Raw genomic sequence first — 23,577 nt, 5'->3', positions numbered from 1 at the left:
TGTCTCGTCTTCTAGCAAATACAATTACACTAACAATAAAAATTAGGAGTGTGGCACCATGAAAAAAATCGGAACTATGCTACTTTTCTCCTTCCTCATTACTGGCTGCGCGCAATCGCAACCCGATTCAACAGCACCTAAAAAAGAAGTAATAGAAACGTCATCCTCTCAAATTAACGCACCTTCCTTTTTTCACCTTAGTGTCTTAAAAGATGTAAATTGGGAAGAAGCACCATCATTCGTAGAAGGAAAAATACCGTTAAAAGGCATTGAAAGAAAAATTGCAATGGCTGATAGCTCTATTATCGCAAATGAGCAAAATGAAATAATGTGGTTCTTCCTGGATCCTGAAATGCCAACTGGAAAACTATCTATTATCGCGTTAAAACAAGGAACTACAACTCCAACACCAGTACTCTTTCAAAAAGAAACCTCCAAACAAACTTGGACTACTTCAAATACAGTCGATACAACCGTAAAGGAACTCCCTCTCGTAATGTCACTACCTTCATCTGGATTATGGGTATTAAACATATATGTGAATGAAAGATATTATGATCAATTTGTAATTAATGCCGAGTAAATACACTTCTTCATTATTTTGATTTCTTATCTCCAAAAAAGCAGTGCCTTAAAGGCACTGCTTTTGACTATTTATARCTTGGYATTTTCGTAATTTGCGCCACYCCTGAATCAATGGCTGCTTTYGCTACYRCTTYTGCAACACTTGGAACAACTCTTTTATCTAATGGATTTGGAATTACATAATTCGCATTACGYTCTTCGTCCGTAATTATGTTAGCGATCCCATATGCTGCTGCTAATTTCATCTCTTCTGTAATATCGGTCGCGCGTACGTCTAATGCACCACGGAATATACCAGGGAACGCTAATACATTATTTACTTGATTTGAATAATCAGAACGACCAGTTCCAACTACAGCAGCTCCAGCTTCTAATGCATCTTCTGGGAATATTTCTGGAATTGGATTCGCCATTGCAAACACAATCGCTTTCTCATTCATCGTCTGTACAAGTTCTTTCGTTAATACGTTAGGAGCAGATACGCCAATGAAAATATCAGCCTGATGAATCGCTTCTTTTAATGTTCCACGTACATATTCTCGATTTGTCTTCTGTGAAACTTCGATTTGCGCTTCGTTCATCCACGCTTCACCTTCACAAACAATACCTTCTAAACTTACTAATGTAATATGGTTTGCTCCAGCTCTTAATAATAATTTTCCAATTGCAATTCCTGCCGAACCCGCACCGTTAATAACAATTTTCACATCATCCATTTGCTTACTTACAACTTTTAATGCATTAATAACRGCTGCTAAAACRACAATAGCCGTCCCATGYTGATCATCATGAAATACAGGAATATTCGTTTCTTCTTTTAATCGTYTTTCAATTTCAAARCARCGTGGTGCTGCAATATCTTCTAAATTAATTCCTGCAAATGTAGGCTCTAAATTTTTAACAAGGGTAACGATTTCATCCACATCCGTCGTTCCTAAACATAACGGGAAAGCATCTACATTCGCGAACTTCTTAAATAAAATACTTTTCCCTTCCATAACAGGCATAGCCGCTTTCGGCCCAATATTCCCTAAGCCTAGTACTGCAGTTCCATCTGAAACAACTGCCACCATATTACCACGTGCTGTATAGTCATAAGCTGTTTCTTCATCTGCTGCAATTGCTTTACAAGACTCTGCTACCCCCGGTGTATAGGTCAAACTTAAATCGTCCGCTGTATTYACTTCTACYTTACTTGTAATYTCAATTTTCCCTACTAAYTCTTTATGCAATAACAATGATCTTTCATTAATTTGWTTTTCTAACATACTTATAATCTCCCCTTAATTTGACAAGCTAGCTATATGAATATAGCTAGCTTGTTTGATCATGAAAACATTKTTAATAARATTGTCGCTGTTACRACCATTGCWGCCCCRCCTAAACGCGTTGAAATTTGTGCGAACGGCATTAATTCCATACGATTTGAAGCTGATAAAATAGCAACATCTCCAGTTCCACCTAAACCACTATGACATCCAGTTACAATCGCTGATTCAACTGGATACATTTTCATCACTTTCCCTACAAGAAAACCTGACGCTACCATTGTAAGAACAACCGATGCGCACACAACAACATATCCTACCGAAAGAACTGCTGCTACGTCTTTTAACGGAATATATAGCAATCCTAAACCGACCATTAATGGCCATGTTAAATTCTTTGAAATGAATTTATATAAATGGAATGCTCCTTGCTCCATTTTTGCTGGCATTAGATTAAAGTACTTCACAATTGCCGCTGAAAAAATCATAATGATTGCTCCTGGAATACCGATAAACTTAGAAGCGAATCCTCCGAAAATAAAGAATGTACATGCAATCAATAATCCTGCTCCCATTAATGAGAAATCAATTGGTTTTTCTGTATTTTGCTCCTTTAATAAATCTGCTTGATTGTCTGTTTTTACTAATACACCATTACCACTAAGCTCAGGTCTCTTCTCACCTAAACGCTTCATATACCCTGCACTCACGATTGCAAACATATTCCCAATAATAGCTGCCGGAATAAGCTGTGATACAAACGTTGCTGATGATTCATTTAAAATATCACTATAAGCTAGCGACAATGGTAAAATCCCTTCTCCGATACCACCACTCACAATTGGTACGATGATAAAGAAAAATGTCTGCTTCATTTCAAATCCAAATAGTGAACCGACTAATAAGCCCACTGCTACAGAAGCTAACGTTCCTACTACTAAAGGAATAAACATACGAACGAAACCCTGCACTAACACTTTACGGTTCATTCCCAAAATACTTCCAACTACTAAACAAGAAATATATAAATATAAAAAGTTCGATTTTTTCATTAACATAGTCGCAGCTTCCATTGAAGCTGGATTCATCCAGTTAAAAAATACAAGTAACGATGGAATAAATAATGAGAGAATTGCTGGACCACCGATATTTTTTAATATTGGAATTCTCATTCCAATATCACCTAAGAAAATACCCATGATCATAATAACTGCAAAACCACCAATCATATCTGCTGGTAATTTATTATATACAGATGCTCCATAAATAATAGCAGCCAATACTACATATAACGGTAAAGGTATAACACCGATTTTAACGTTCATAATTTTAGAAGCGAAAGATTCACTTTTCAATTCATTGCCTTCAGAAAATGATACCGCTTCCACATTTTTTTGAATTCCCATATGGCACCCCCTTGTTTTCTTAATAACAATATTAAAACGCTTTCAATAGTAAAAATAGTTTTTGTAAGTTTTGTAATTGGTTTTGTAATTAAAAAAAGTATAAGCGACTTATAATAAGCCGCTTATACGTAAAAGTCTATTTTATTCCGGTCAATACACCTTAATTTACTCACCGGTCTTCCCACATTTTGATACACCATTTCATTCTCTAATACTCCGATTTCAGTCAAAAACATTACATACTTTCGAATAGAAACTCTCGAAACCCCTACTAATTGCGCCATTTCATCAGTTGTAAATGCTTGTCCATTAAGTGATTCGATTTTCTTCCAAATTAATTGCAATGTTTGCTTCGTTAATCCCTTTGGAAGTTCTTTATTAACAAAAGATTCTCTTTTTTCTTTTTGCAAAATTAATGAATCTAATTCCGATTGACTAATTTTTTGTTGTTCTTTCATAAAAGTAAGTTTTTCTCGATATACAGTTAATGCCTCTTTAAATCGTTCAAATGTAAATGGTTTAATTAAATAATCTACTACGCCATATTGTAATGCCTTTTTAATACTCACCATATCATGYACAGCTGAAATCATCATAATATCAATTTCTTTTTCTTGATTYCGAATATACATTAACAGCTCAAATCCAGTCTCTTTAGGCATAAAAATATCAAGTAATACTAAATCTACTCGTGATTTCTCTAATACTTCTATCGCCTCTTTTACTGATTTAGCTGCATGAACAAGTTCAAATCCTCCCACTTGCTCTAAATAATGCGTATTTAACATCGCAACCATCGGATCATCTTCTACAATCAAAACTTTGATCATCTTATCTCTCATCCCTACTTTTAGGTATTTCAATCGTTATTATCGTTCCCGCTCCTAACAATGAATGAACATAAATTYYCCCATTTATTCGCTGTATGCTTTCCTTTACAAGATGCAAACCATACCCCCGATTATCACCCTTTGTGGAATAACCTTTTATAAATAATGCATCAATTTCATCTTCTTTTATGCCTTTCCCCGTATCTTGTACTGTAATGATTAATGTATCCCCATATTGTATTCCAACTTCAACCTGYTTCTTCTCACAATTCATCACTGCGTCTAATGCATTATTAATCAAATTTCCGACAATGGTGATCAGTTCATGAATGATACGTTCATCATATATTTCTGGTAAGTAAGAATCTTCTTTTATAATTAAATTTATATTTTTCTCTCTAGCATAACTAAGTTTACCTAGTAAAAATCCAGCAAATACTGGGCTTTGAATTTTTTTCATAATCCCCCCAATTTCATATTGATGCTCTGATACCATACTACTTACATATTTCTGCAATTCTTCATACTGTTTCATATGTGTTAGCCCTAATACGACATGCATTTTATTCATAAATTCATGAGATTGAGCCCGCAATGCTTCTGCATATAGCCTAATACCAGTTAGTTCTTCTGCCAATTTTCTGATTTCTGTTTTATCACGAAATGTTGCAATCGCACCAACTATTTCTCCTTTTACATATAAAGGAACACGATTCGTAACAATCGTAATTCCATAAATATTTTGTTCTTCATTTAATTGTACCTCTCCAGTTTGTAACACTTCTTTTATACGTGAATTCGGCATATACAATTCAACGTCTTTACCAATAAAATCTTCTTCAAGTCCACTTTTCTTAAATAACCGTTTTGCCTCTTTATTGATTAAAGTTACGTTCGCCTCTTTATCTACAGCAATAATACCTTCCTTCACCGAAAGCAACATCGTATTTCTTTCTTCAAGAATTTTYGCTATCCTATGCGGYTCMAGACCAAAYARACTYTTCTTTATATGTCTAGCTAGCAATATYGCTCCTATAATGCCAATTAACAATCCAACTCCGACACCTATATAAATAATATGTCTACTTTCCTTAACTCTCTCTTTTACATTATCAGCTGAAATACCAACAGCAACCGCACCAAGCTGTTCACCTGTGTCAGCAAAAACAGGAACGAATACTCGCATTGAAATACCTAAAGTTCCTTCTGCTAAAGATACGTGTTCCTTTCCCTTCAATACCGTTCCTTCATCCCCTCCAACGAAATGAAGACCTATTTTTTGAGGATTTGGATGAGACTTTCTTATYCCATYCATGTCCATAACKACAATAAATTGAACACCTGTRTTTTTTAATATYCTATTTGTATACGTTTGRATKGCRGAAGTATCTGCTTTCCCAATYAAACCATCGATTACMAYCGAATCATTCGCYACAATATGTGCAATYGTTTTYGCYTTCTCTGCTTGGCTTTCTTCTGTCGTTCGTTCAACATTATGGCTGATTAAAATATCTGTCACAAGTAAAGAAAAAATGACAACAGTACAAACTAACAATGTAATCGTTTTCCATAAATTCCATAGTCTTTTTCTTTTTTTCATCCCGTTAATGACTCCCCTAATTGCTGAATAGAAAAATAAGTAAGGTGATATTATTTTCACCTTACTTATTTGCTGTTATTATACTTTAAATTTACTAGTCATTGCTTGTAGTTCTTCGGCCATCTCAGCTAAGTTTTGCGAAGCCGAACTAATTTCTTCCATCGAATTTAYTTGTTCTTCTGTTGAARCTGCAACACTTTGCATACTAGCTGTATTTTCTTCTGCAGCCGCTGCAATTTCATCAATAGCGTTTGTCACTTCATTTGCATCTCCAGCGATTCTCTTCGTTGTTTCTACCATTTGATTAACTTGAGAAACAATATGAGTAGTAGAACTTAAAATTTCTGTAAAACTTACTTTCGTTTTTGTTACAACATCTAAGCCTTGTTGAACTTCCCCACTCACATTATCCATTGCCTTAACAGTATGTTCAATATCAGCCTTAATTTCTGCAATTAAATTTGCAATCTCTCCAGATGATTCTCCTGATTGCTCTGCTAATTTTCTAACTTCATCAGCTACAATAGCAAATCCTCTTCCCTGCTCACCTGCTCTTGCCGCCTCAATAGCCGCATTTAAAGCTAATAAGTTCGTTTGAGTAGCAATRKTTTGAATTGCTTCAGAAATAGCTCCTACCTGCTTTGATTTCTCATCAAGAAGTTTAATAATAGCATCTGACTCGGATACCGAYYTAGAAATAGACTGCATTTGTTTTGCTGTTTGTTCAACCAATTCTTCCCCTTCTTCAGCTCTTTCTCTCGCATGTAATGAGGAGATAGAAATTGATTCCGCGCTTCCAGTTACATCTTGAATTGCTGTATTTACCTGTTGTAATGTAGCCGCACCTTCTTCAACACCTTGACTTTGTGATTCAGCCCCACCTGATACTTGTTCCATTGCAATTGTAATTTGATCTGTCGCATCATTTGCTTGCTGTACGCTCGCTGTTAACTCTTCAGCCGATGCAGCGACATGTTCTGCTGAAAAACTAATTTGAGTAATCACATCTTGTAAAGAGGCAGACATTTCATTAAATGAATTCCCTAATTTCCCTATATCATCCTTGGAATGGATTGTAATTTTCTCTGTCAAATCTCCCTTACTAATTTTATGTGCCGAGTCAGCTATTTTTCTTAATGGTCTTGTAATAGAMTTTGTAATGAAATAAATTARTACACTACCAAATRCAATAGCGATAGCAATGACAATCAAAGTYTTATAAAACACTGGATTCGCAGCTTGGGTAATTTCTTCGTCGAACATAACTCCAACTACTTTCCATCCTGTTTTCTCATTTGTTTCAAAGGTTAAATTCTTTTTATCASCTTGTTCTGTATAAGACACATTTCCTTGTTTTTCTTCATAAATTGGTTTAATCCACGGATCAGTAACTTTTGCACCTGGTTTTCTAGACGGATGACTAACAATTTGCTTATTTTGATCTAAAATAACTGCATAACCTTTTTCACCAATGTTAATCATTTTGGAAATTTTTAAGATGTTATCTAAATTTAAGTTAATTCCTATAACACCTTTACCATCTTTTACTTCTTTAGCAATTGTCACTACCATATTTTTAGTAGATGCTGATTGATATGGTGCAGTAACAATTACTTTCCCTTTATTTTCATGTGCTTCTTTATACCAAGATCTATCTGTTGGATTATACCCATCAGCCATTTGGATAAATGGTTCTCTTATAAACTTTCCCGCCTGTGTTCCAATATAAATACCTTCTACTTCTGGATGAAGTTTTATATATTGCGCTAACTTCGTTCTTACTATTTCTTCTTGTCCGTTTGGATATGTATCCTCTGTTAAGATGTCTGCAAAGTACGTCGCATCAACAAATTTCTCTTCTATATTTTGAGAAATAACAGTATTTAAAACTGAAATATTCTCCTTTGCTTTATCGGTCATTTGATGTTCAAAATTTGTTTTGGCAGTTTGATATGAAACACCACCGATAATAAGTCCTGGTATAGTTAAAATAATAAAAAATGAAATGATTAATTTTTTCTTGATACTCATACTTTTAACCCAGTTAAATATATTTTGCATAATAAGCCTCCTTTATGTAATAGAACACTTGTGTAATTTTATACAATCAACATATATAAAACAATATATAATGATAACATGTAATCTTTTCGTCAATTATGCATTTTTACATATCCACTTCTCCTAAACATTTTAATCCTAAAAAACAAGAGAACTTTAGCATATATAATAAGCTAAAGTTCTCTTGTTTTTTAACAGCTTCTCTTCAAAAAAATCTGCAAAACTTCTCTTACAATTCCTTAAATCTTTATCCTTCACCTTATAGTTATATAGTTCATGCTCTTCTTCCTAATTTATTTGGAGTTATTTACATAGCTAATTGCCTGACTCCCCATCTGCACCCATGCCTGTTCAAATTTTCCTCTTGGCACTTTTACATCTAAGCTATCATCGAGGGGATCTCGAATATATACAGATTCCTTATCGTACCCAACAAGTACAACACAATGTTCATTATACGTAATAGAAACATCCCCACTATTTGTTTCCCATGTAGTAAATTCAGCTTCATCTAAAGGAGCATATGTTGCATTCGTAATCATGACTACCGGGTGCCCTGCTTTTACACTCATATAAATTTCTTCTATACTCTTCCCTGTTAAGTCCACAGCTTTATTCGGTAAATATTTTTTTGCTAAYTGAAAAAGTGGTCCRTGATATACACCGTATCCGGATTCAGAAAAGGTATAAATATTCCCTACAAATCCTTCATTCGGATTCCCACGTACACCATCTTCCATAAAATTAACTTTTTTTATTTCATTTGCTAATTTCATCTTATCTACAGAAACACCTGCGTATTGTAACATCATCGCTAAACTTGTTACTTCGCAGCCTCTATCTAACTCTGGTAATTGCTGAATTAAAGGCACATTTGATAACATGACTTTTTCATCGTTATTACTAAACTCTATTCGTTTTTGACTTTGTACACTTGAAAATAGTAACCCCTTTACTTTCTCTACATACTTTGTAATTCCATTTGTATATGCACCCCATACCCCTATACATAGTAAGGCCATACATATATACCACTTCCATTTTCGTATCACTCTCACGCCCTTTTTAATTCGTTAAATACGAATAAAACGCATCAGCATCTGTTTGAACCATAGGAACAAACTTAAGCTCTTTTCCCTTTTCAGGCTGTTCAAGATTTATCTTCTCCGCTAAATCTTGAATCTTCAAATTCGTTCTGTCCATACCTAGCTCATCTGCTATTTCTATTACCTTTTGCTCATTTATTTCTCTTAATACTTGATATATATCTTTGCCATATAAATCAATATGATATTTTTTTGCTTCTTCCTGTACTTTTTGTTCGTACACTTCTTGTGCTAACTCTTCCATCTCTTTTCCTTGTTGAGCAATACCTAGCTTTTCTGCTTCTTCTCTAACTTTCGTTCCGTAGATTTCTTCCTCAATCTCTTCTATTTCTTTTCCTTCAGTTGAAACACTAAGCTTTTCTGCTTCATTATTAATTTTAATCTTATTAATTTGATCAATTAAACTTACAATCGACGTATTCTCTATAGATATTCCTAGTTTCAACGCTTCTTTCCTCACTTTTGTTTCATAAATTTCTTCTGAAAGAATTCCAACATCTTTCCCTTCTGCCGAGATACCTAATTGATTAGCTTCTCTTCCTACTTCGGTCTCATGAATTTCTTTTTCTAACGTAATTTGTTCTTTCCCATCCGTTTCAATGCCTAACTTTTCCGCTTTTTCTTCCGTATGCATTGCATGTATTTTCCCATCATTTAATTGTTCTTTACTACGCTGCGTGTAATCTGTCTTTCCTTTTGTCATTCCAGAAGGGGAGGCACCCCCTAATATACTTAAACTCATTACTCCAATARTGAATACCGTCATCATTTTCTTTTTCAAGACTTCTTCCTCCCTCTCACGCTTTCTTTTTCCAGCTTTCCCATAAATTTTTTTATACTATACATAAACTTCATCTCTGTTAGAAATAACCTTATGATTTATCCAGTTCATTCAAAAAAACTTACATCTTTTCTTTCCATCACAAGTTTCCATTATGTAATACATGCTACAAGTTATTCCTTAACTTTCCCTTAAAAAAGACGACCTTGTAAAAACAAGGTCGTCTTCTCACTTATAATCTTTGATTTTTTGGAAAAATCACTTCAAAACAAGTTCCTTCTCCCCATTTGCTCTCTACCGATATTTTTCCATAATGCTTTTCTACAATCCAATTAGCGATTGAAAGACCTAACCCAGCTCCTTCTGACATACTTCTTGCTTTGTCTCCTTGATAAAAACGATTAAATAAATTTGGAATATCTTCTTCTTTAACTCCTATCCCATTATCTTTCACCCGTATACGAATTGAATTACTCGTTTGTGTGCAATCAATTTGAATATGCCCATCTTCATTCGTATACTTCATCGCATTATCTAACAATATGACCATCATTTGATGGATTCTCTCTCTATCACCCATAAACGTTATATCACGTTCTACTTTTAATATCATCGCTTTTTCTTGATAAGAGGCAATTTCTTTATATGGATTTATAATTTCTTCTAACAACTTATCCAGTTCAAATGTTTTCTTATCCATCTCAATTTGATTAGAATCCGAACGTGCTAACAACAATAAATTGCTAACGAGTTTCGATAGCCGCCTACATTCTTTTGAAATTGTAGAGATATCCACGGCTTTTTCTTCTATCGTAGCGGATGGGGACTGGAATAATACATCCGTTTTTGATTGAATAACTGCAAGCGGTGTTCTTAATTCATGTGATGCATCGGAAACGAATTGCTGCTGTTTCTCCCATGAATTTTGAATAGGTATGAGTGCCCTGCCAGCTAGGAAAAAACCGATACCTATTGCACATAGACTGCCTATGCTACAACCTATTATGAGAATTAAAAATAAAGTATTTAACATTTCTTCTTCAGCTGTTGTATCACGTACAATTTGAACTATTTTTCCATCTTCTTGAAACGCAAACGTTCYAAAATATCGTCCTTGCACTTCAATATCTTGCAAATCCCCTACCTTTTTTGGAGAAAACTTTTCCAAATCCCCTTCAAAGTTAGAGCGAAATTTATGGTTATCGCCTTCTATCTCCACTATTTTTCCATTCCAAGTTATTATAGTTATCCGTGGGTCTCGAATTTTGATATTCTCTATACGTTTTCTTGGTGGTGGCATTTTAACATCAAATTTTTCTCTATACTGAGTTATCATTTTTATAGATTGATCCACTTCATTATAAGTACGCTTGTATGTGTACGAATAAATAATACTACCTAATACACCTATTAATAGGATAAATACTAACGAATTCAATATAGTTAGACGAATACGTGTCTTTTGAAACATGCTTCCCTTTCTCATTGTTCTTTTAATATATATCCAATACCACGAACGGTTTGAATATCTTTCTGATAACCGAATGGTTCTAATTTTTTACGTAAATGATGTACATACACTTCTACAATTGCTACTGTCGTATCAGAATCAAATCCCCAAACACGATCAAAAATTTGTTCACGCATTAAAATCTTTCCGCTATTTTGAATGAGATACTCTAGTAGCTCATATTGTTTTAATGTCAGCTTAATACCTTGTCCATCTACTTGAATGTCTTTATCTTTTCCGAACAATTCAATCCCTTTATAGCGAATAGTCTGCTGTGTTGTTAAACTACCACTTCTGCGTAGTAATGCACGAATTCTCGCTTTTAATTCAGGGGCCTGAAACGGTTTAACAATATAATCATCTCCACCAAAGTCCAAYCCTTTCACTCGATCTTCTAAAGAATCCCTCGCTGTCAAAAACAGGACTGGYGTTTCAATCTTTTCATCACGTATTTTTTGAATCACTTCAAATCCGTCCATTTCTGGCATCATCACATCAAGCAAAATKGCATCATAAATGTTTTGCAGCGCCAAAAACAAGCCGTCTTCYCCATTCAWTGCYGTATCCACTTCAAATTCATCRCGTAAAATTTGTACGATAGACTCTAATAACGAGGCATTATCTTCTACTACAAGTAAGCGCATATTCTCACCTTCCACAATCTATTTCAACTCTCTTTATTATTGCATCTCTTCTCTTCATAACGAAATAATGTAATCATATTATGTAATTTCATTTTCAACTATTTCCTTCTAAAGTTTTGCTCGATATAAAATTTTGAACCTTTATTATAAAGGCTCTTTCTTAAATTTTGCTTAATAAAAAATTGAAAGAAATAAGATTCCTCTTATCTCTTTCAATTTTTTACTACATATACCTTTTTACTTGGCAACTCCAAACAATTTAACTGACCACCATACACAGCCCCGCCATCAATTCCAATAATACGATTACTACCAAAATACACTCCGCAATTCTCACTACCATGAAGCGTTTTTGTTTCCGTATGGCCAAATACAACAACCTTTTCGCCGCTATATCCATTATGAAATTCATTACGGATCCACATTAATGTATATGGTTCWGATTCAGAAACTCGRTTCATCGGCTCAACACCAGCATGTACAAAGATATACTCTTCTGTTTCAATGTAATGATCTAATTCTTGAATAAACGTTACATGTTCCTCTAATATATGAGATTGTAAAATCGGTTTTTGGAAGTTTTCCTCATTAACCGCAATGTCTTCTTCTACAAATCCATAGCTATATAACGTTTTATCCCCACCATTCCTTTTTACCCAATGGTTCCATGAACGTTCCTCATCTGTCGTTAACGCCTTAATCATCATATCTTCATGATTGCCCTTTAGAACGAGGGCTCCCGCTTCTTTTAACTCTTTTACCTTTTCAATTACTGCACGCGCATTTGGACCACGATCTACATAATCCCCCAACAAAATTAGTTGATCCTGTTTTGCATCGTAGTGAGCTTCTTCCAATAATTGTTCGAACTTTTCTATTTCTCCATGAATATCACTAATAACAAGTATTCTCTTCATTTCTTCCCCTTCTTTCTAAACCATTCTCTTTCTAATTATAATTCAAAACGACAGAAACTTCTGAATCACATTTATTACAAACTAAAACTATTATCCTTACAACAATGTAAGTCTCTTGTCATCCAATTCGATAGTTGCAATTACTATATTTCTTTATACTAAAAGTAAGAAATGAAACAAAAAACAAGGAGAGATGAGATATGAAAAAAGTGATGGAAGTTGTAGTAGCGGTGGCAGAGGTTTTCGTAAATGGGAAACAAGTTGCAATGGAGTTAAACAAATAATGAAAAAGACAAAATTCATTCTAGACCCTTTACTCATATAAAAGAGATAAGACTTCATCATTTCTTTGATCCCTTATCTCCCAATAAAGAAAGCCGCATCCTGAAAAAGGATGCGGCTTTCTCTTATTTTTGACTCGTACGAGCTGAAATACTAATTGCTCTATCTGTTGCTTTTGCAGCTTCATCTAACGCTTCTTTACTATTTTTCCCGTCATACATTGCTTCTAATGCTTTTACGACTGCATCTCTTGATTCTGGGAATACACTAATTAATGCACCTTGAGTTGCTGGAGATTGCTTCGTTGCTTGTAATTGCTCTACCGTTACTTTTAACTGCGGATACTTTTCATACTGCTCTTTTACTAACGGCTCATTATATGCATCTGGATTAATTGAGAAATATCCTGTTGCAGTATGCCATTTTGCTTGTACATCTGGCTTCGTTAAATATTTCATAAAGTCCCAAGCACCTTGCTGCGTTTCTTCTGAAACCATATTCGTCATCCATAATGATGCACCGCCAATAACAACACCATTTTGTTTCGAATCTTCTGGATACGGAATATACGAAACGCCTACATTAAACTTAGATGCATCAATTAAATCACGAACACCAGCTGAAGAATCTAAATACATAGCAACTTGTCCAGACTGGAACGCAGCACGAATATCATCCCAACTTGCTCCATACTTTCCAAGTGCACCAGCTTTATTTAATTCATCTAACATCCCAAATACTTTTTGACCTTCTTTTCCGTTAAATACCGCTTTCTTTGCAGCATCTTTACGGCCGTTTTCGTTGTCTACATATAAAGCACCTTGTGTCGCTAACAACTCTTCAAAGAACCAACCATAATTCAGCATTGAAAATCCATACTGCTTTACATTTCCGCCTTCTTTAATCGTTAACTTTTTCGCCGCTTCTTTTAACTCATCATATGTTTGCGGAGCTTTCTCTGGATCTAATCCAGCCTTCGCGAAAGCATCCTTATTATAAATTAATACTGGTGTAGATGAATTAAACGGCATAGAATACATTTTTTCATCAACTGAATAATAGTTCGTAATTGCTTTTTCTAATTTTGATGTATCGTACTTATCTTTTTTAATCCAGCTATCGATAGGCGTAATCTTTTTGCTATCAATCATATACTTCGTTGTAATTTCACTCGATTGAACAAGAGCTGGCGCTTCTTTCGTTGCAGACATCGTTTTAAATTTCGTTAAAGACTCTTCGTATGTTCCTTGGAACTCTGCCTTTATCTCGTATTTATTCTGCGACTTATTATAGTCTGCAACAAGCCCATCTAGTACACCTTGTGTTTTTCCACCCATTGCATGCCAGAAACGGATTACAGTTTTATCACCATTCTTTTCAACAGGAGCTACTTTTGCCTGTGCTTCAGGTTTYCCCTCTGTTTTACTATTTGAACAAGCTGCGCCGGTTAATGCCATTGTGGCTGCCATTAAAAGAGCAGCACTTTTTTTCAATAAACTCATCTCAATCCCACCTTTTCCTATGTATGCTTATTTAATTGCACCTTTTGTTAATCCTTTTTGTAATTGCTTTTGCCCTAAAAATAGTAAAATCAACGTTGGAATGACGATAACCGTAACACCGGCCATTACACTGCCCCAATCAGTTGCAACTTCTTGAGATTGAAGCTGCTTTACACCAATTTGAACCGTTCTTACTTTTTCATCAGTGGTTACTAAGAGCGGCCACAAATACATATTCCACGTTGTTAAAAAGCTATATACTCCAAGCGTAATAAAACTCGTTTTACAATACGGAATTACAACACTGAATAAAAACCTTACATTTCCAATCCCTTCAATAAAAGCAGCTTCTTTCAGTTCATTCGGAAGTGTCATAAAATGTTGACGTAGTAAGAAAATACCAAAAGCTGTTGCAAAGAATGGCACTGTCATCCCAGCAAAACTATTAATCCATCCGAAGTTTTGAATCGTTAAAAAGTTCGGTACCATCGTTGCTTCCCACGGAATAAGCATTGTTGAAATAAACAAGAAGAAAATTAAGTTTCTACCTTTAAACTGAAGAAAAACAAAAGCATAAGCTGCTAAACTGGATACGATAAGTTGTCCAAGCATAACAACTGTCGATACAATTAAACTGTTATATAAGTATGTAAAAAGAGGTACTTTTTGAAAAATATTAATGAAATTATCAAAAGTAAATTGAGTTGGAAATAACCTTCTCATTTGAATATCGTCTGGTGTCATAAAGCTTATTAAAAACGCATACAGTACAGGAAAAAACACCATTACTGCACTAATAATGAGCAGCATGTATAATAGGAAATTTTGTTTCCACTGTTTAACGATCATTTATAATGCACCTTTCTCTCAGCAAACTTGAATTGAATCAATGTAGCAATAAAAATGAAAATAAATAATACCATTGCTTGTGCACTTGCTGTTCCAAATTGATGATTCACAAATGCYTCTTTATAAATYGARTACACAATTAAATTCGTTGCATCATTYGGTCCACCGTGCGTTAAAATATCAATTTGTCCAAAGCTTTGGAACGCACTAATTAACGTTACTGTCACGATAAARAATAAAGTTGGTGAYAGCATCGGTAATGTRACGCGGCGAAGCTTATAYAAATAACTRGCACCATCTATAGATGCACTCTCATATAAAGACGTATCAATATTTTGTAAACCACCTAATATAACTAAAAATGCAAATCCTGTATTCACCCAAACCGTTGTAACCGATACAGAAAACAGTGCCCATTCTGGACTCGTTAACCATGCGATTGCAGGAAGATTCATAGAGGCTAATATATTATTAAATAACCCTACACTTGGATGAAATAAAAATAGCCAAATCACTGCACTAGCAGCTACTGATATTCCCATCGTTGAAGAAAACAGTACTCGGAATAACCCGATCCCTCTTACTTTTTCATTTGCAATTAATGCAAGAAATAAGGCGAATACAATGCTAGTAGGCACTGTATATAAAACAAATAATAAAGTTGACTTTATACTTTTGTAGAAAGCAGGATCCGAAAATAAATATTGATAATTTTCTAAGCCAACGAAAAGATTAGCTTCTCCGTGTATATCTGTTAAATAAAAGCTATAGTAGATCGTCCTAAACAATGGATAGAAAAGAAAAATTGAAAATAACAAAATAGATGGCGCCAAAAACAATAATCCTATTCTTAAATCTTTCGTTCTGCCCCATAAACTCTTCTTTTTTGACACTGTTGTTTGAACTGGTAACTTACCTACTTCAATCATTATTTCGCCACCACTTTTAATCGTTCATTCGTATTTTGGTGAAAGAAGCATAGTTTTTCTTGCGAGAATAATAATTTTACTTTGTCACCTTTGTTCAGGAGTAACTGTCCGATGACTTTCGCACTCCAAGTTGTTCCATTTACCGCAAAGTTTAATATAGATTCATTCCCTAATACTTCTACAGATTGCAGCGTCACTTCTTGTCCTTCCTCAGACAGTGCAATATGCTCAGGACGCATACCTATTCGAATAGTTCTTTCTGGTAATTGCTTTAGCTGTCCAATAGATAATTGGATTTGCAATTGCCCTATATGTAATATGCCTTTTTCTTTATCCACTTCCCCATCATTTATATTCATAGAAGGAGAACCTATAAAACTTGCAACAAATTCGTTTGCTGGTTCGTTGTATATATCAAGAGGTGTTCCAACTTGTTGTATACTTCCTTTATTTAAAACCATAATACGATCTCCCATAGTCATCGCTTCTATTTGATCGTGAGTAACGTAAATCATCGTAATTCCTAATCGTTGCTGAATTTCTCTAATTTCAATCCTCATCTGTGCACGTAATTTCGCATCTAAATTCGAAAGTGGTTCATCCATTAAACAAATCGGTGCTTGACTGACGATGGCCCTAGCAAGTGCAACACGCTGTCTTTGCCCGCCTGATAATTGGCCCGGTTTCATTTTCACATACTCTTTCAGTCCTACCATTTCAATAGCTTCCATTAATCGCTTTTGTCGCTCTTCTTTTTGTACCTTCCTTACCTTAAGTCCAAATAAAATATTTTCTTCTACAGTTAGGTGTGGATATAATGCATAATTTTGAAATACCATTGATAGATTACGGTCTTTCGGCTCTAAATCATTTGCAACATGTTCATTAATAATTAAATCTCCCGAAGAAATTTCTTCTAAACCAGCCAGCATTCGTAATAATGTACTTTTTCCACATCCCGAAGGTCCAACTAAAACAAAAAATTCTCCTCTTTTAATATGAACTGATACGTCTTTAACTGCTGTCTCTTCCGCATTTTTATATACCTTTGAAACATTTTTCAATTCAATCACAAGGTTGCACTCCTTTTTTCTTCTTGTATCCACACTTCATAATGACTCGTTGAAATTGCACTTGCTCCTGCACGAATTGCGATTTCTGCATCCTCTCGCGTTTGAATCAGCCCACCTGCAATAATAGGAAATTTTATTTCCTCCGCTAGCTGTTTAATAATAGAAGGCATAATACCAGGCATAATCTCTACTGCATTCGGTTTAGTCGTTTTACAATTTTCAATTGATTTTGTAAGAGATAAAGTATCAACAATAAAAATGCGTTGAATCGTTTTCAATCCAATTTTATTGGCATTTCGAATTGTCGATCCCTTTGTCGAAATAATACCTTGTGCTCCGATAACATCTTGAATATATAAAAGTGCTTCCTCTGTGTTCGTATTTAAGCCTTGTATAAAATCACAATGAAGAAATACATCGTGTCCATGTTTCTGTAGTTMATATACACGCTCTGGTAACTCCAGCATTGAACCAGTCATAAGAAAAACTGTTTTCGGTAATTTTTTGTATGTTTTATACCCTTTCCAATCCTTTATCATCGCAATATAAGGTTCTTTAAACATTCATTCCACCTAGCTTTTCTATTTTTATCCAAACTAAAAACACCTACTTACATAGAACACCTTTCTCCTTATTTGAACTCTAGGGAATAGAGCACACTTAAGAAAGTGGCACGTTATATGTAAGTGGGTGTTCTCAAATGTTCTCTACCCTAGTTATTTTGTTATCTTTACTATATTACGCATTTATTAAGTCAGTTTTGATAAATTGTTAATTAGGTGTTAATCGAATGTTAATATTCACTATATTAATTTTACAATAATCTAGATATACGAATAAACTCCAACAGCAAACAACTGTGTTTAAAATTTAAGTGATATGCAAATTCATTCCATAATTAATCAATTCTAGCTTTCTCGCCACTGCTTGCGAAGCAAAGTTATCCCAAGAAGTACTATAAAGCGGAATGCGTTTTTCCTCTTGTATTGATAGTGCCCAGGCTGCAACAACATCAGCACCATATCCATTCCCTTGAAACTCCACTAAAGTTTCCACACTTGCCTCAGCAGCTACGGGCGTACTTCTGGCACTGCAACATATAGAAACTACCTTTTCATTTTTTACAATTGCAAAATAAGGTTGCCTCCATTCCATCTGTTCTATTAGATTAGAAAAATTTTCTCGTAAAAGCTCTTTATTCTTCTCTGTTATTTGTATTGTTCTAGTTGGCTTATGTAAATTATTAGGGAACATGAAAGCAGGACCCATCCAAATATTCTCCACCGTTCTCTCTTCATTTAATACTTTAATGATCTTTGCTACCTCTATGTGATTTGAGCGTTCTCGAATTAATTTCTCAATCTTACTTATCATTTCACTATCCAGGTTATAATGATAYCTCGTTATATTCCCTTCACGAGTTCKGCYAAGAAAAAAACGYGGYGCTTTCAGATTTCCATTTTCATTTACACTCTTTATTCTTCTACTTGATTATGAACAAATAAAACYTCTGCCTGAATTGCTATTAACTCAAGTTCTGAAAATCGCATTTATACCCTCCTTAATTACTATTTGTRGCCTTCTCGATATAGCATCCATCCATTTTTTCAAAACAAAAATCCCATTTAAATACACATTACTGAATCCATCATACTAAAATGACTTCTTCATTCTGTCTATCTAAATGGGATTATTTCGTGCTTTTTATTTCTTCAGCTTGTTATTCCGCCAGTTGTGGTTGCGGCTGTACTACTTCATTCGCTCCAGCTATCCTCAACATATTCGTAATATCTTTAAAACCTCTTTTTTCAGCATATTGCAGCGGCGTAATATTTTCCTTATTGGCCATATTTACATCTGCCCCGTGGTCAATAAGCATTTGAATTACTTTCTTATGACTTTCACTACCATTTCCTAATACAATTGCTTCTAATAAAGCTGTTCCACCACGTTCATTCTTATAATTCACATCAATATCTGTATGCTCTAATAATTCTTTAACAACCTCTACATGGCCACGCTCAGATGCAGAAATAAGTGCTGTTCCACCTGACTTAGTCGTTTCCTTCGTATTAACTCCTGCATTAATTAATACTTTTACAATATCCGTATATCCTTCTCTACTTGCATAAAGAAATGGATTACTTTGTTTTTCGTCTTGAATTTCAATATCAGCACCCGCCGTTTTTCACATGAACCGGTTTTGATTCTGGCTCYTCTTGCTTATCGCAAGCCACTACCGTCATTAAAAGTCCTAATAACATACATAATAAAATTTTTTGTTTTCTCACAACTACAGCTCCTATGAAAGATAATGTTTTCTTAACCATTCCTCCATCACATACAATAACTCTTCTTGAGTACATTTATCCATAAGCCCTTTAGATTCCTTCTTTAATCGGATTATCTTAAACTTATACTATGTTTCTCAACCTATTGGAATGATACGCCTGATGGCCTCATCATTAACATTATGAAGCAATTAGTTTAGCACGTTTTTACCGCATTTGTATACATTTCTAAAAAGTACATAAATGATTGCTTTAGGTTACTATATTCCATTGTAACCGTTCTTCTAAAAATTTTACACCTTTTCTATATTTGCACCTGAGTAATAATAGAAAAAGACAACTATATAGTTGTCTTTTTCTATTATTAATGGTGCCCACCGTGATTCCCTGTTTTCGGTTTCCCCATCATCTCTTTATTCATTTCCCATTTATGCTCTGCTAGCTCTTTATACGAAAGAACTTTCCCCTTATAGTTAGATACAAAACTCTCTGCATCTTTTTTATTTTTAAATGAAATGACATTATAAGCCATCGGTGTCGTTATTGTTTTATCATATACGTAAGTAGCATCTTCCAACGAAACCCAATCTTTCGAATCATAATCTCGAACAAATTTTTCTTTCGTCTTTTCACCTGAATTGATCTCCATCCATTTATACATGCAACCAATATCATCAAACTTTAATGCTTTTCCATTTTCTAAAATAATTTCGGTTGCGAATTGATTATCGATTACCCCAATTTGGCAAATGTCACACTTATCATTTTTCTCATTAATCGCAACAGCTGTTAGTTCTTTTTTCCCACATCCTACTATCGTAAATATGAAACATAAACATATAGCAAGTACGACATATTTTACTTTCATCAATATTCCTCCCTAGAAACCGTATACTCCACGAAAAGAATACCAAAAGGTTGTGTGAGATTTGTGAAAAAACAATGTTCTTTTTGTAATATATGGAACAAAAAAGAGATGTGCAGTTACTTCTACACATCTCTCATCATTCACAACCAGTAATTAATAAATCATCTTCTAACTTAACTAATAATGTATCCGTATCAATTTCCTGTCCAACTTCTACATTTACTAATCTTATATTTCCACTGATCCCTACCCCGATTTTCTCAAGCTCACCATCGTACTTTCGAATCATCATTAATTTTTCCCATTCATATACGTAAGAGGATTCATTAATAAAAATCTCCTCTACTTTTCCTTTACATGAACTATAAATCTCTTCTATTCTTGTTTCCATTCAAAATCTACTCCCTACTTCACGCGCTTCTCGTTTTCACCTTATTCTACCATTCTTGTACGAAGGCATTTATCTTTTTAAAAATTCAAAATTACCTCATGAACAAAATGATCAAAATAAAGATTATGTTTCTAATGATGTTATTTCTTTAATTATTTACCATTCGAATTGAACCTTTTATTATAAATAAAAAACCTTTTATCTGAATTTTCGTTTTATATTGAAAGCGCAATCATTTTTTGAGGGGGAGATTACATGGTAGCATTACTCGGATTCTCAATGGTATTTGTCTTTATGTTTTTGATTATGACTAAACGTATGTCAGCATTAGTAGCATTAATATTAATTCCAATTACTTTCGCATTAATTGGTGGCTTTTATGCCAATATGGGCCCGATGATGTTAGAAGGAATTCAAAAGCTAGCACCTACTGGTATTATGCTTATGTTCGCCATTTTATATTTCGGAATTATGATTGATAGCGGTTTATTTGATCCTGTTATTAGTAAAATTTTAAAATTTGTAAAAGGTGATCCTTTAAAAATTGTTGTTGGTACAGCTATTCTTACTATTATCGTTTCATTAGATGGTGACGGAACAACAACATATATGATTACAGTTTCCGCAATGTATCCACTATATAAACGTCTTGGAATGAATCCACTTATATTAGCTGGGGTTGTTATGTTAGGAGCAGGTGTGACAAATCTTACACCTTGGGGTGGACCAACTGCTCGGGTTATGAGTGCTCTTGGACTTGATGCATCAGAGCTCTTCACACCACTTATACCAGGAATGATTGCTGGTGCAATTTGGGTAGTTTTCGTTGCCTACTATCTTGGGAAAAAAGAAAGAAAACGTTTGGGGATTATGGATGTACAATATTTAAAACAAATGCAAACAATGGATGAGCAAGCTGCGACAGTAGAAGCTGCCGTTCATAAGCGCCCTAAACTTCTATGGATTAACTTTTTATTAACTGTTGCCCTACTCGTCTGTCTCATACTAGAAATTATGCCGTTACCTGTGTTATTTACAGTCGCTTTTGCTATTGCGGTGATGATTAATTATCCAAGCTTGGAACARCAAAAAGAGCGTATTGCGTCTCACGCTGGAAACGTATTAGCGGTTGTTTCTCTCGTCTTTGCTGCTGGAATTTTCACAGGTATTCTATCTGGAACAAAAATGGTAGATGCAATGGCTCAAAGTGTTGTTACTCTTATACCAGATGCACTTGGCCCCCAACTTCCAATTATTACAGCTTTACTAAGTATGCCGTTCACATTTTTCATGTCTAATGATGCCTTTTACTTCGGTGTATTACCTATTTTAACGAAAGCTGCTGCCGCTTACGGAATTAGTGCAGCAGAAATGGGACGTGCTTCGTTACTCGGTCAACCTGTTCACTTACTGAGTCCCCTCGTKGCTTCCACTTATTTATTAGTCGGAATGGCCAAGGTTGATTTTGGTGAACACCAACGATTCACTTTACTTTGGGCTGTTGGAACGACAATGGTTATGTTGATTACTGGAATTGTAATTGGAATTATTCCAATATAAGATGAAACTAGAAAAAACAGTAGAGGAAATGTAATAATCCTCTACTGTTTTTATTGTTGTAAAAATCCCCTATGAAGAAACGCGGAAATACCTTCTTTCTGGCCTTCCCACACTTCCATATATGAGCTCCGCATGCACTTTCTTTCCAGAGATCAAATACTCTAAATAGCGCCTAGCAGTTGATCGGCTTACACCTACCATTGAACTTAGTATCTCTGCAGTAATTCCCTCTTCATTAATAGTTAGCATATGCTTTTTTATTTTTGCTAACGTTAAAGGATCAATTCCTTTTGGCGCATATTCTATTGGATTTGCCTGCACCCCTCTTTGGGACCATAGATGTTCAATCTGTTCTGAAGATAATTGAGCATTTTTCTTTAACTTCGTAATCTTCTTTTGATAATTTTCTAAACTTGTTTTAAACCTATCAAATGTAAGTGGCTTTACAATATAATCTGTTACTCCGCCTCGTAAGGCATGCCGCACTACATCCGTCTCTGATGCGGCTGTAATCATAATAATATCTGTATCATGCAAATTATGCCTAATATATGTGACGAGTTCTGTCCCTTGCATGTCAGGTAAATATACATCTAATAAAACGAGTTGTGGCTTTACAAACTCTAGCCATTCTTTCGCCTGTTCCCCAGTCGTTGCTGTTCCAATTACTTTAAACCCCTCAATTTTTTCAGTAAAACGACGATGAATTTCCGCAATCCGAATATCATCTTCTACAATCAATACTTCAATCCCCTCATTCATTACAATTCGCCTCTCTCTTTCGGTAATGCAATGATAAATAAAGCACCACCTAAATCCCCTTTTTCAATCGCAATACTTCCATTTAAATCTTCCACTAACTCTTTCACTTTCGCTAATCCATATCCACGTTTTTCGCCCGCCTTCGTCGAAAAACCTTTATAGAATATGCTTGTAATTATTTCATCATGAACACCTTGTCCTGAATCTTCCACTTCAATTAATATTTCTTCGCCAATGTCTGTTACAAACATTCTTACTTTCTTATTATGCTCGTGATTTCTTTCAATTGCTTCAAATGCATTCGTAATCAAATTCCCTAAAATAGAAACAACGTAATTACTCTCAATATGCGGACTTAACTC

Annotated in this window: 21 protein-coding genes and 3 pseudogenes; 2 read left to right on the top strand and 22 right to left on the bottom strand. The window is 34.7% G+C overall.

The features are described 5' to 3' along the window. Positions 1–58 precede the first annotated feature (58 nt). Positions 59–583 carry a DUF4871 domain-containing protein gene (locus AC1DJR_RS01760; protein ID WP_002029695.1) on the top strand — a complete coding sequence of 175 codons (525 nt, stop codon included), beginning with the start codon at positions 59–61 and terminating at the stop codon, positions 581–583. A 67-nt stretch (positions 584–650) separates the two neighbouring features. Here the strand turns inward: AC1DJR_RS01760 and AC1DJR_RS01755 are convergent, their stop codons facing one another. The 20 genes and pseudogenes from AC1DJR_RS01755 to AC1DJR_RS01660 form a co-directional block, all read right to left on the bottom strand. Continuing rightward, positions 651–1,853, bottom strand: coding sequence for an NAD(P)-dependent malic enzyme (locus AC1DJR_RS01755; RefSeq protein ID WP_477001913.1), 1,203 nt, complete (start codon positions 1,851–1,853; stop codon positions 651–653). Positions 1,854–1,912: 59 nt separating this feature from the next. Continuing rightward, positions 1,913–3,259: a 2-hydroxycarboxylate transporter family protein gene (locus AC1DJR_RS01750; protein ID WP_477001912.1), complete on the bottom strand. Its 1,347-nt coding sequence runs from the start codon at positions 3,257–3,259 to the stop codon at positions 1,913–1,915. A gap of 122 nt (positions 3,260–3,381) precedes the next feature. Further along, positions 3,382–4,089: a response regulator gene (locus tag AC1DJR_RS01745; RefSeq protein WP_060750776.1), complete on the bottom strand. Its 708-nt coding sequence runs from the start codon at positions 4,087–4,089 to the stop codon at positions 3,382–3,384. 1 nt (position 4,090) lies between these two features. Beyond that, entirely contained in the window at positions 4,091–5,689 is a 1,599-nt protein-coding gene (locus AC1DJR_RS01740; RefSeq protein WP_477001911.1) for a sensor histidine kinase, read from the bottom strand. Between the two features lie 78 nt (positions 5,690–5,767). Beyond that, entirely contained in the window at positions 5,768–6,586 is an 819-nt protein-coding gene (locus tag AC1DJR_RS01735; RefSeq protein WP_477001915.1) for a methyl-accepting chemotaxis protein, read from the bottom strand. A gap of 120 nt (positions 6,587–6,706) precedes the next feature. Continuing rightward, positions 6,707–7,609: pseudogene (locus AC1DJR_RS01730) on the bottom strand (HAMP domain-containing protein); the annotation flags it as partial. A 434-nt stretch (positions 7,610–8,043) separates the two neighbouring features. Further along, positions 8,044–8,772, bottom strand: a complete 729-nt coding sequence (locus AC1DJR_RS01725) for a C39 family peptidase (protein WP_060750508.1) — start codon at positions 8,770–8,772, stop codon at positions 8,044–8,046. Positions 8,773–8,815: 43 nt separating this feature from the next. Beyond that, positions 8,816–9,637, bottom strand: a complete 822-nt coding sequence (locus tag AC1DJR_RS01720) for a transporter (protein WP_477001910.1) — start codon at positions 9,635–9,637, stop codon at positions 8,816–8,818. 232 nt (positions 9,638–9,869) lie between these two features. Further along, on the bottom strand, positions 9,870–11,108 hold the full coding sequence (locus tag AC1DJR_RS01715; RefSeq protein WP_477001909.1) for a sensor histidine kinase: 1,239 nt from the start codon (positions 11,106–11,108) through the stop codon (positions 9,870–9,872). A gap of 11 nt (positions 11,109–11,119) precedes the next feature. Beyond that, a complete protein-coding gene (locus AC1DJR_RS01710) occupies positions 11,120–11,791 on the bottom strand; it encodes a response regulator transcription factor (RefSeq protein WP_477001914.1) in 672 nt (223 codons plus the stop codon). A gap of 212 nt (positions 11,792–12,003) precedes the next feature. Continuing rightward, positions 12,004–12,708: a metallophosphoesterase family protein gene (locus AC1DJR_RS01705; RefSeq protein ID WP_060750505.1), complete on the bottom strand. Its 705-nt coding sequence runs from the start codon at positions 12,706–12,708 to the stop codon at positions 12,004–12,006. Between the two features lie 407 nt (positions 12,709–13,115). Beyond that, positions 13,116–14,492 carry an ABC transporter substrate-binding protein gene (locus AC1DJR_RS01700; RefSeq protein ID WP_002029681.1) on the bottom strand — a complete coding sequence of 459 codons (1,377 nt, stop codon included), beginning with the start codon at positions 14,490–14,492 and terminating at the stop codon, positions 13,116–13,118. A gap of 27 nt (positions 14,493–14,519) precedes the next feature. Next, complete coding sequence (locus tag AC1DJR_RS01695) at positions 14,520–15,341, bottom strand: carbohydrate ABC transporter permease (RefSeq protein WP_002125118.1); 822 nt, start codon at positions 15,339–15,341, stop codon at positions 14,520–14,522. Continuing rightward, positions 15,338–16,270, bottom strand: coding sequence for a carbohydrate ABC transporter permease (locus tag AC1DJR_RS01690; protein WP_000573576.1), 933 nt, complete (start codon positions 16,268–16,270; stop codon positions 15,338–15,340). Before AC1DJR_RS01690 ends, AC1DJR_RS01695 begins: the two co-directional genes overlap by 4 nt. Then, positions 16,270–17,343, bottom strand: a complete 1,074-nt coding sequence (locus tag AC1DJR_RS01685) for an ABC transporter ATP-binding protein (RefSeq protein WP_429686337.1) — start codon at positions 17,341–17,343, stop codon at positions 16,270–16,272. The genes AC1DJR_RS01690 and AC1DJR_RS01685 overlap by 1 nt, the downstream gene beginning before the upstream one ends. Next, positions 17,340–17,906, bottom strand: a complete 567-nt coding sequence (locus AC1DJR_RS01680) for a glycerol-3-phosphate responsive antiterminator (RefSeq protein ID WP_477001908.1) — start codon at positions 17,904–17,906, stop codon at positions 17,340–17,342. Before AC1DJR_RS01680 ends, AC1DJR_RS01685 begins: the two co-directional genes overlap by 4 nt. 307 nt (positions 17,907–18,213) lie before the next feature. Next, positions 18,214–18,893, bottom strand: a pseudogene (locus AC1DJR_RS01675) (GNAT family N-acetyltransferase). 170 nt (positions 18,894–19,063) lie between these two features. Further along, positions 19,064–19,709, bottom strand: a pseudogene (locus AC1DJR_RS01670) (ankyrin repeat domain-containing protein). A 289-nt stretch (positions 19,710–19,998) separates the two neighbouring features. Then, positions 19,999–20,502: a nitrous oxide reductase accessory protein NosL gene (locus AC1DJR_RS01665; RefSeq protein ID WP_429687553.1), complete on the bottom strand. Its 504-nt coding sequence runs from the start codon at positions 20,500–20,502 to the stop codon at positions 19,999–20,001. A 136-nt stretch (positions 20,503–20,638) separates the two neighbouring features. Continuing rightward, on the bottom strand, positions 20,639–20,893 hold the full coding sequence (locus AC1DJR_RS01660; protein ID WP_060750498.1) for a hypothetical protein: 255 nt from the start codon (positions 20,891–20,893) through the stop codon (positions 20,639–20,641). A 255-nt stretch (positions 20,894–21,148) separates the two neighbouring features. Between AC1DJR_RS01660 and AC1DJR_RS01655 the strand changes: the two genes are divergently transcribed. Beyond that, positions 21,149–22,453: a CitMHS family transporter gene (locus tag AC1DJR_RS01655; RefSeq protein WP_429687552.1), complete on the top strand. Its 1,305-nt coding sequence runs from the start codon at positions 21,149–21,151 to the stop codon at positions 22,451–22,453. Between the two features lie 69 nt (positions 22,454–22,522). On the opposite strand, the gene AC1DJR_RS01650 is transcribed toward AC1DJR_RS01655, so the two are convergent. Both AC1DJR_RS01650 and AC1DJR_RS01645 read right to left on the bottom strand, forming a co-directional pair. Beyond that, positions 22,523–23,215 carry a response regulator gene (locus AC1DJR_RS01650; RefSeq protein ID WP_429687551.1) on the bottom strand — a complete coding sequence of 231 codons (693 nt, stop codon included), beginning with the start codon at positions 23,213–23,215 and terminating at the stop codon, positions 22,523–22,525. Continuing rightward, the coding region (locus AC1DJR_RS01645) for a sensor histidine kinase (RefSeq protein ID WP_477001907.1) at positions 23,215–23,577 on the bottom strand (363 nt) is incomplete at its 5' end. The genes AC1DJR_RS01645 and AC1DJR_RS01650, both read right to left, overlap by 1 nt.

This window comes from Bacillus sp. 05T31, from assembly GCF_056396725.1.
Note: the sequence above shows the minus strand (reverse complement) of the source record. Positions and strands in the feature narration are given on the sequence as shown.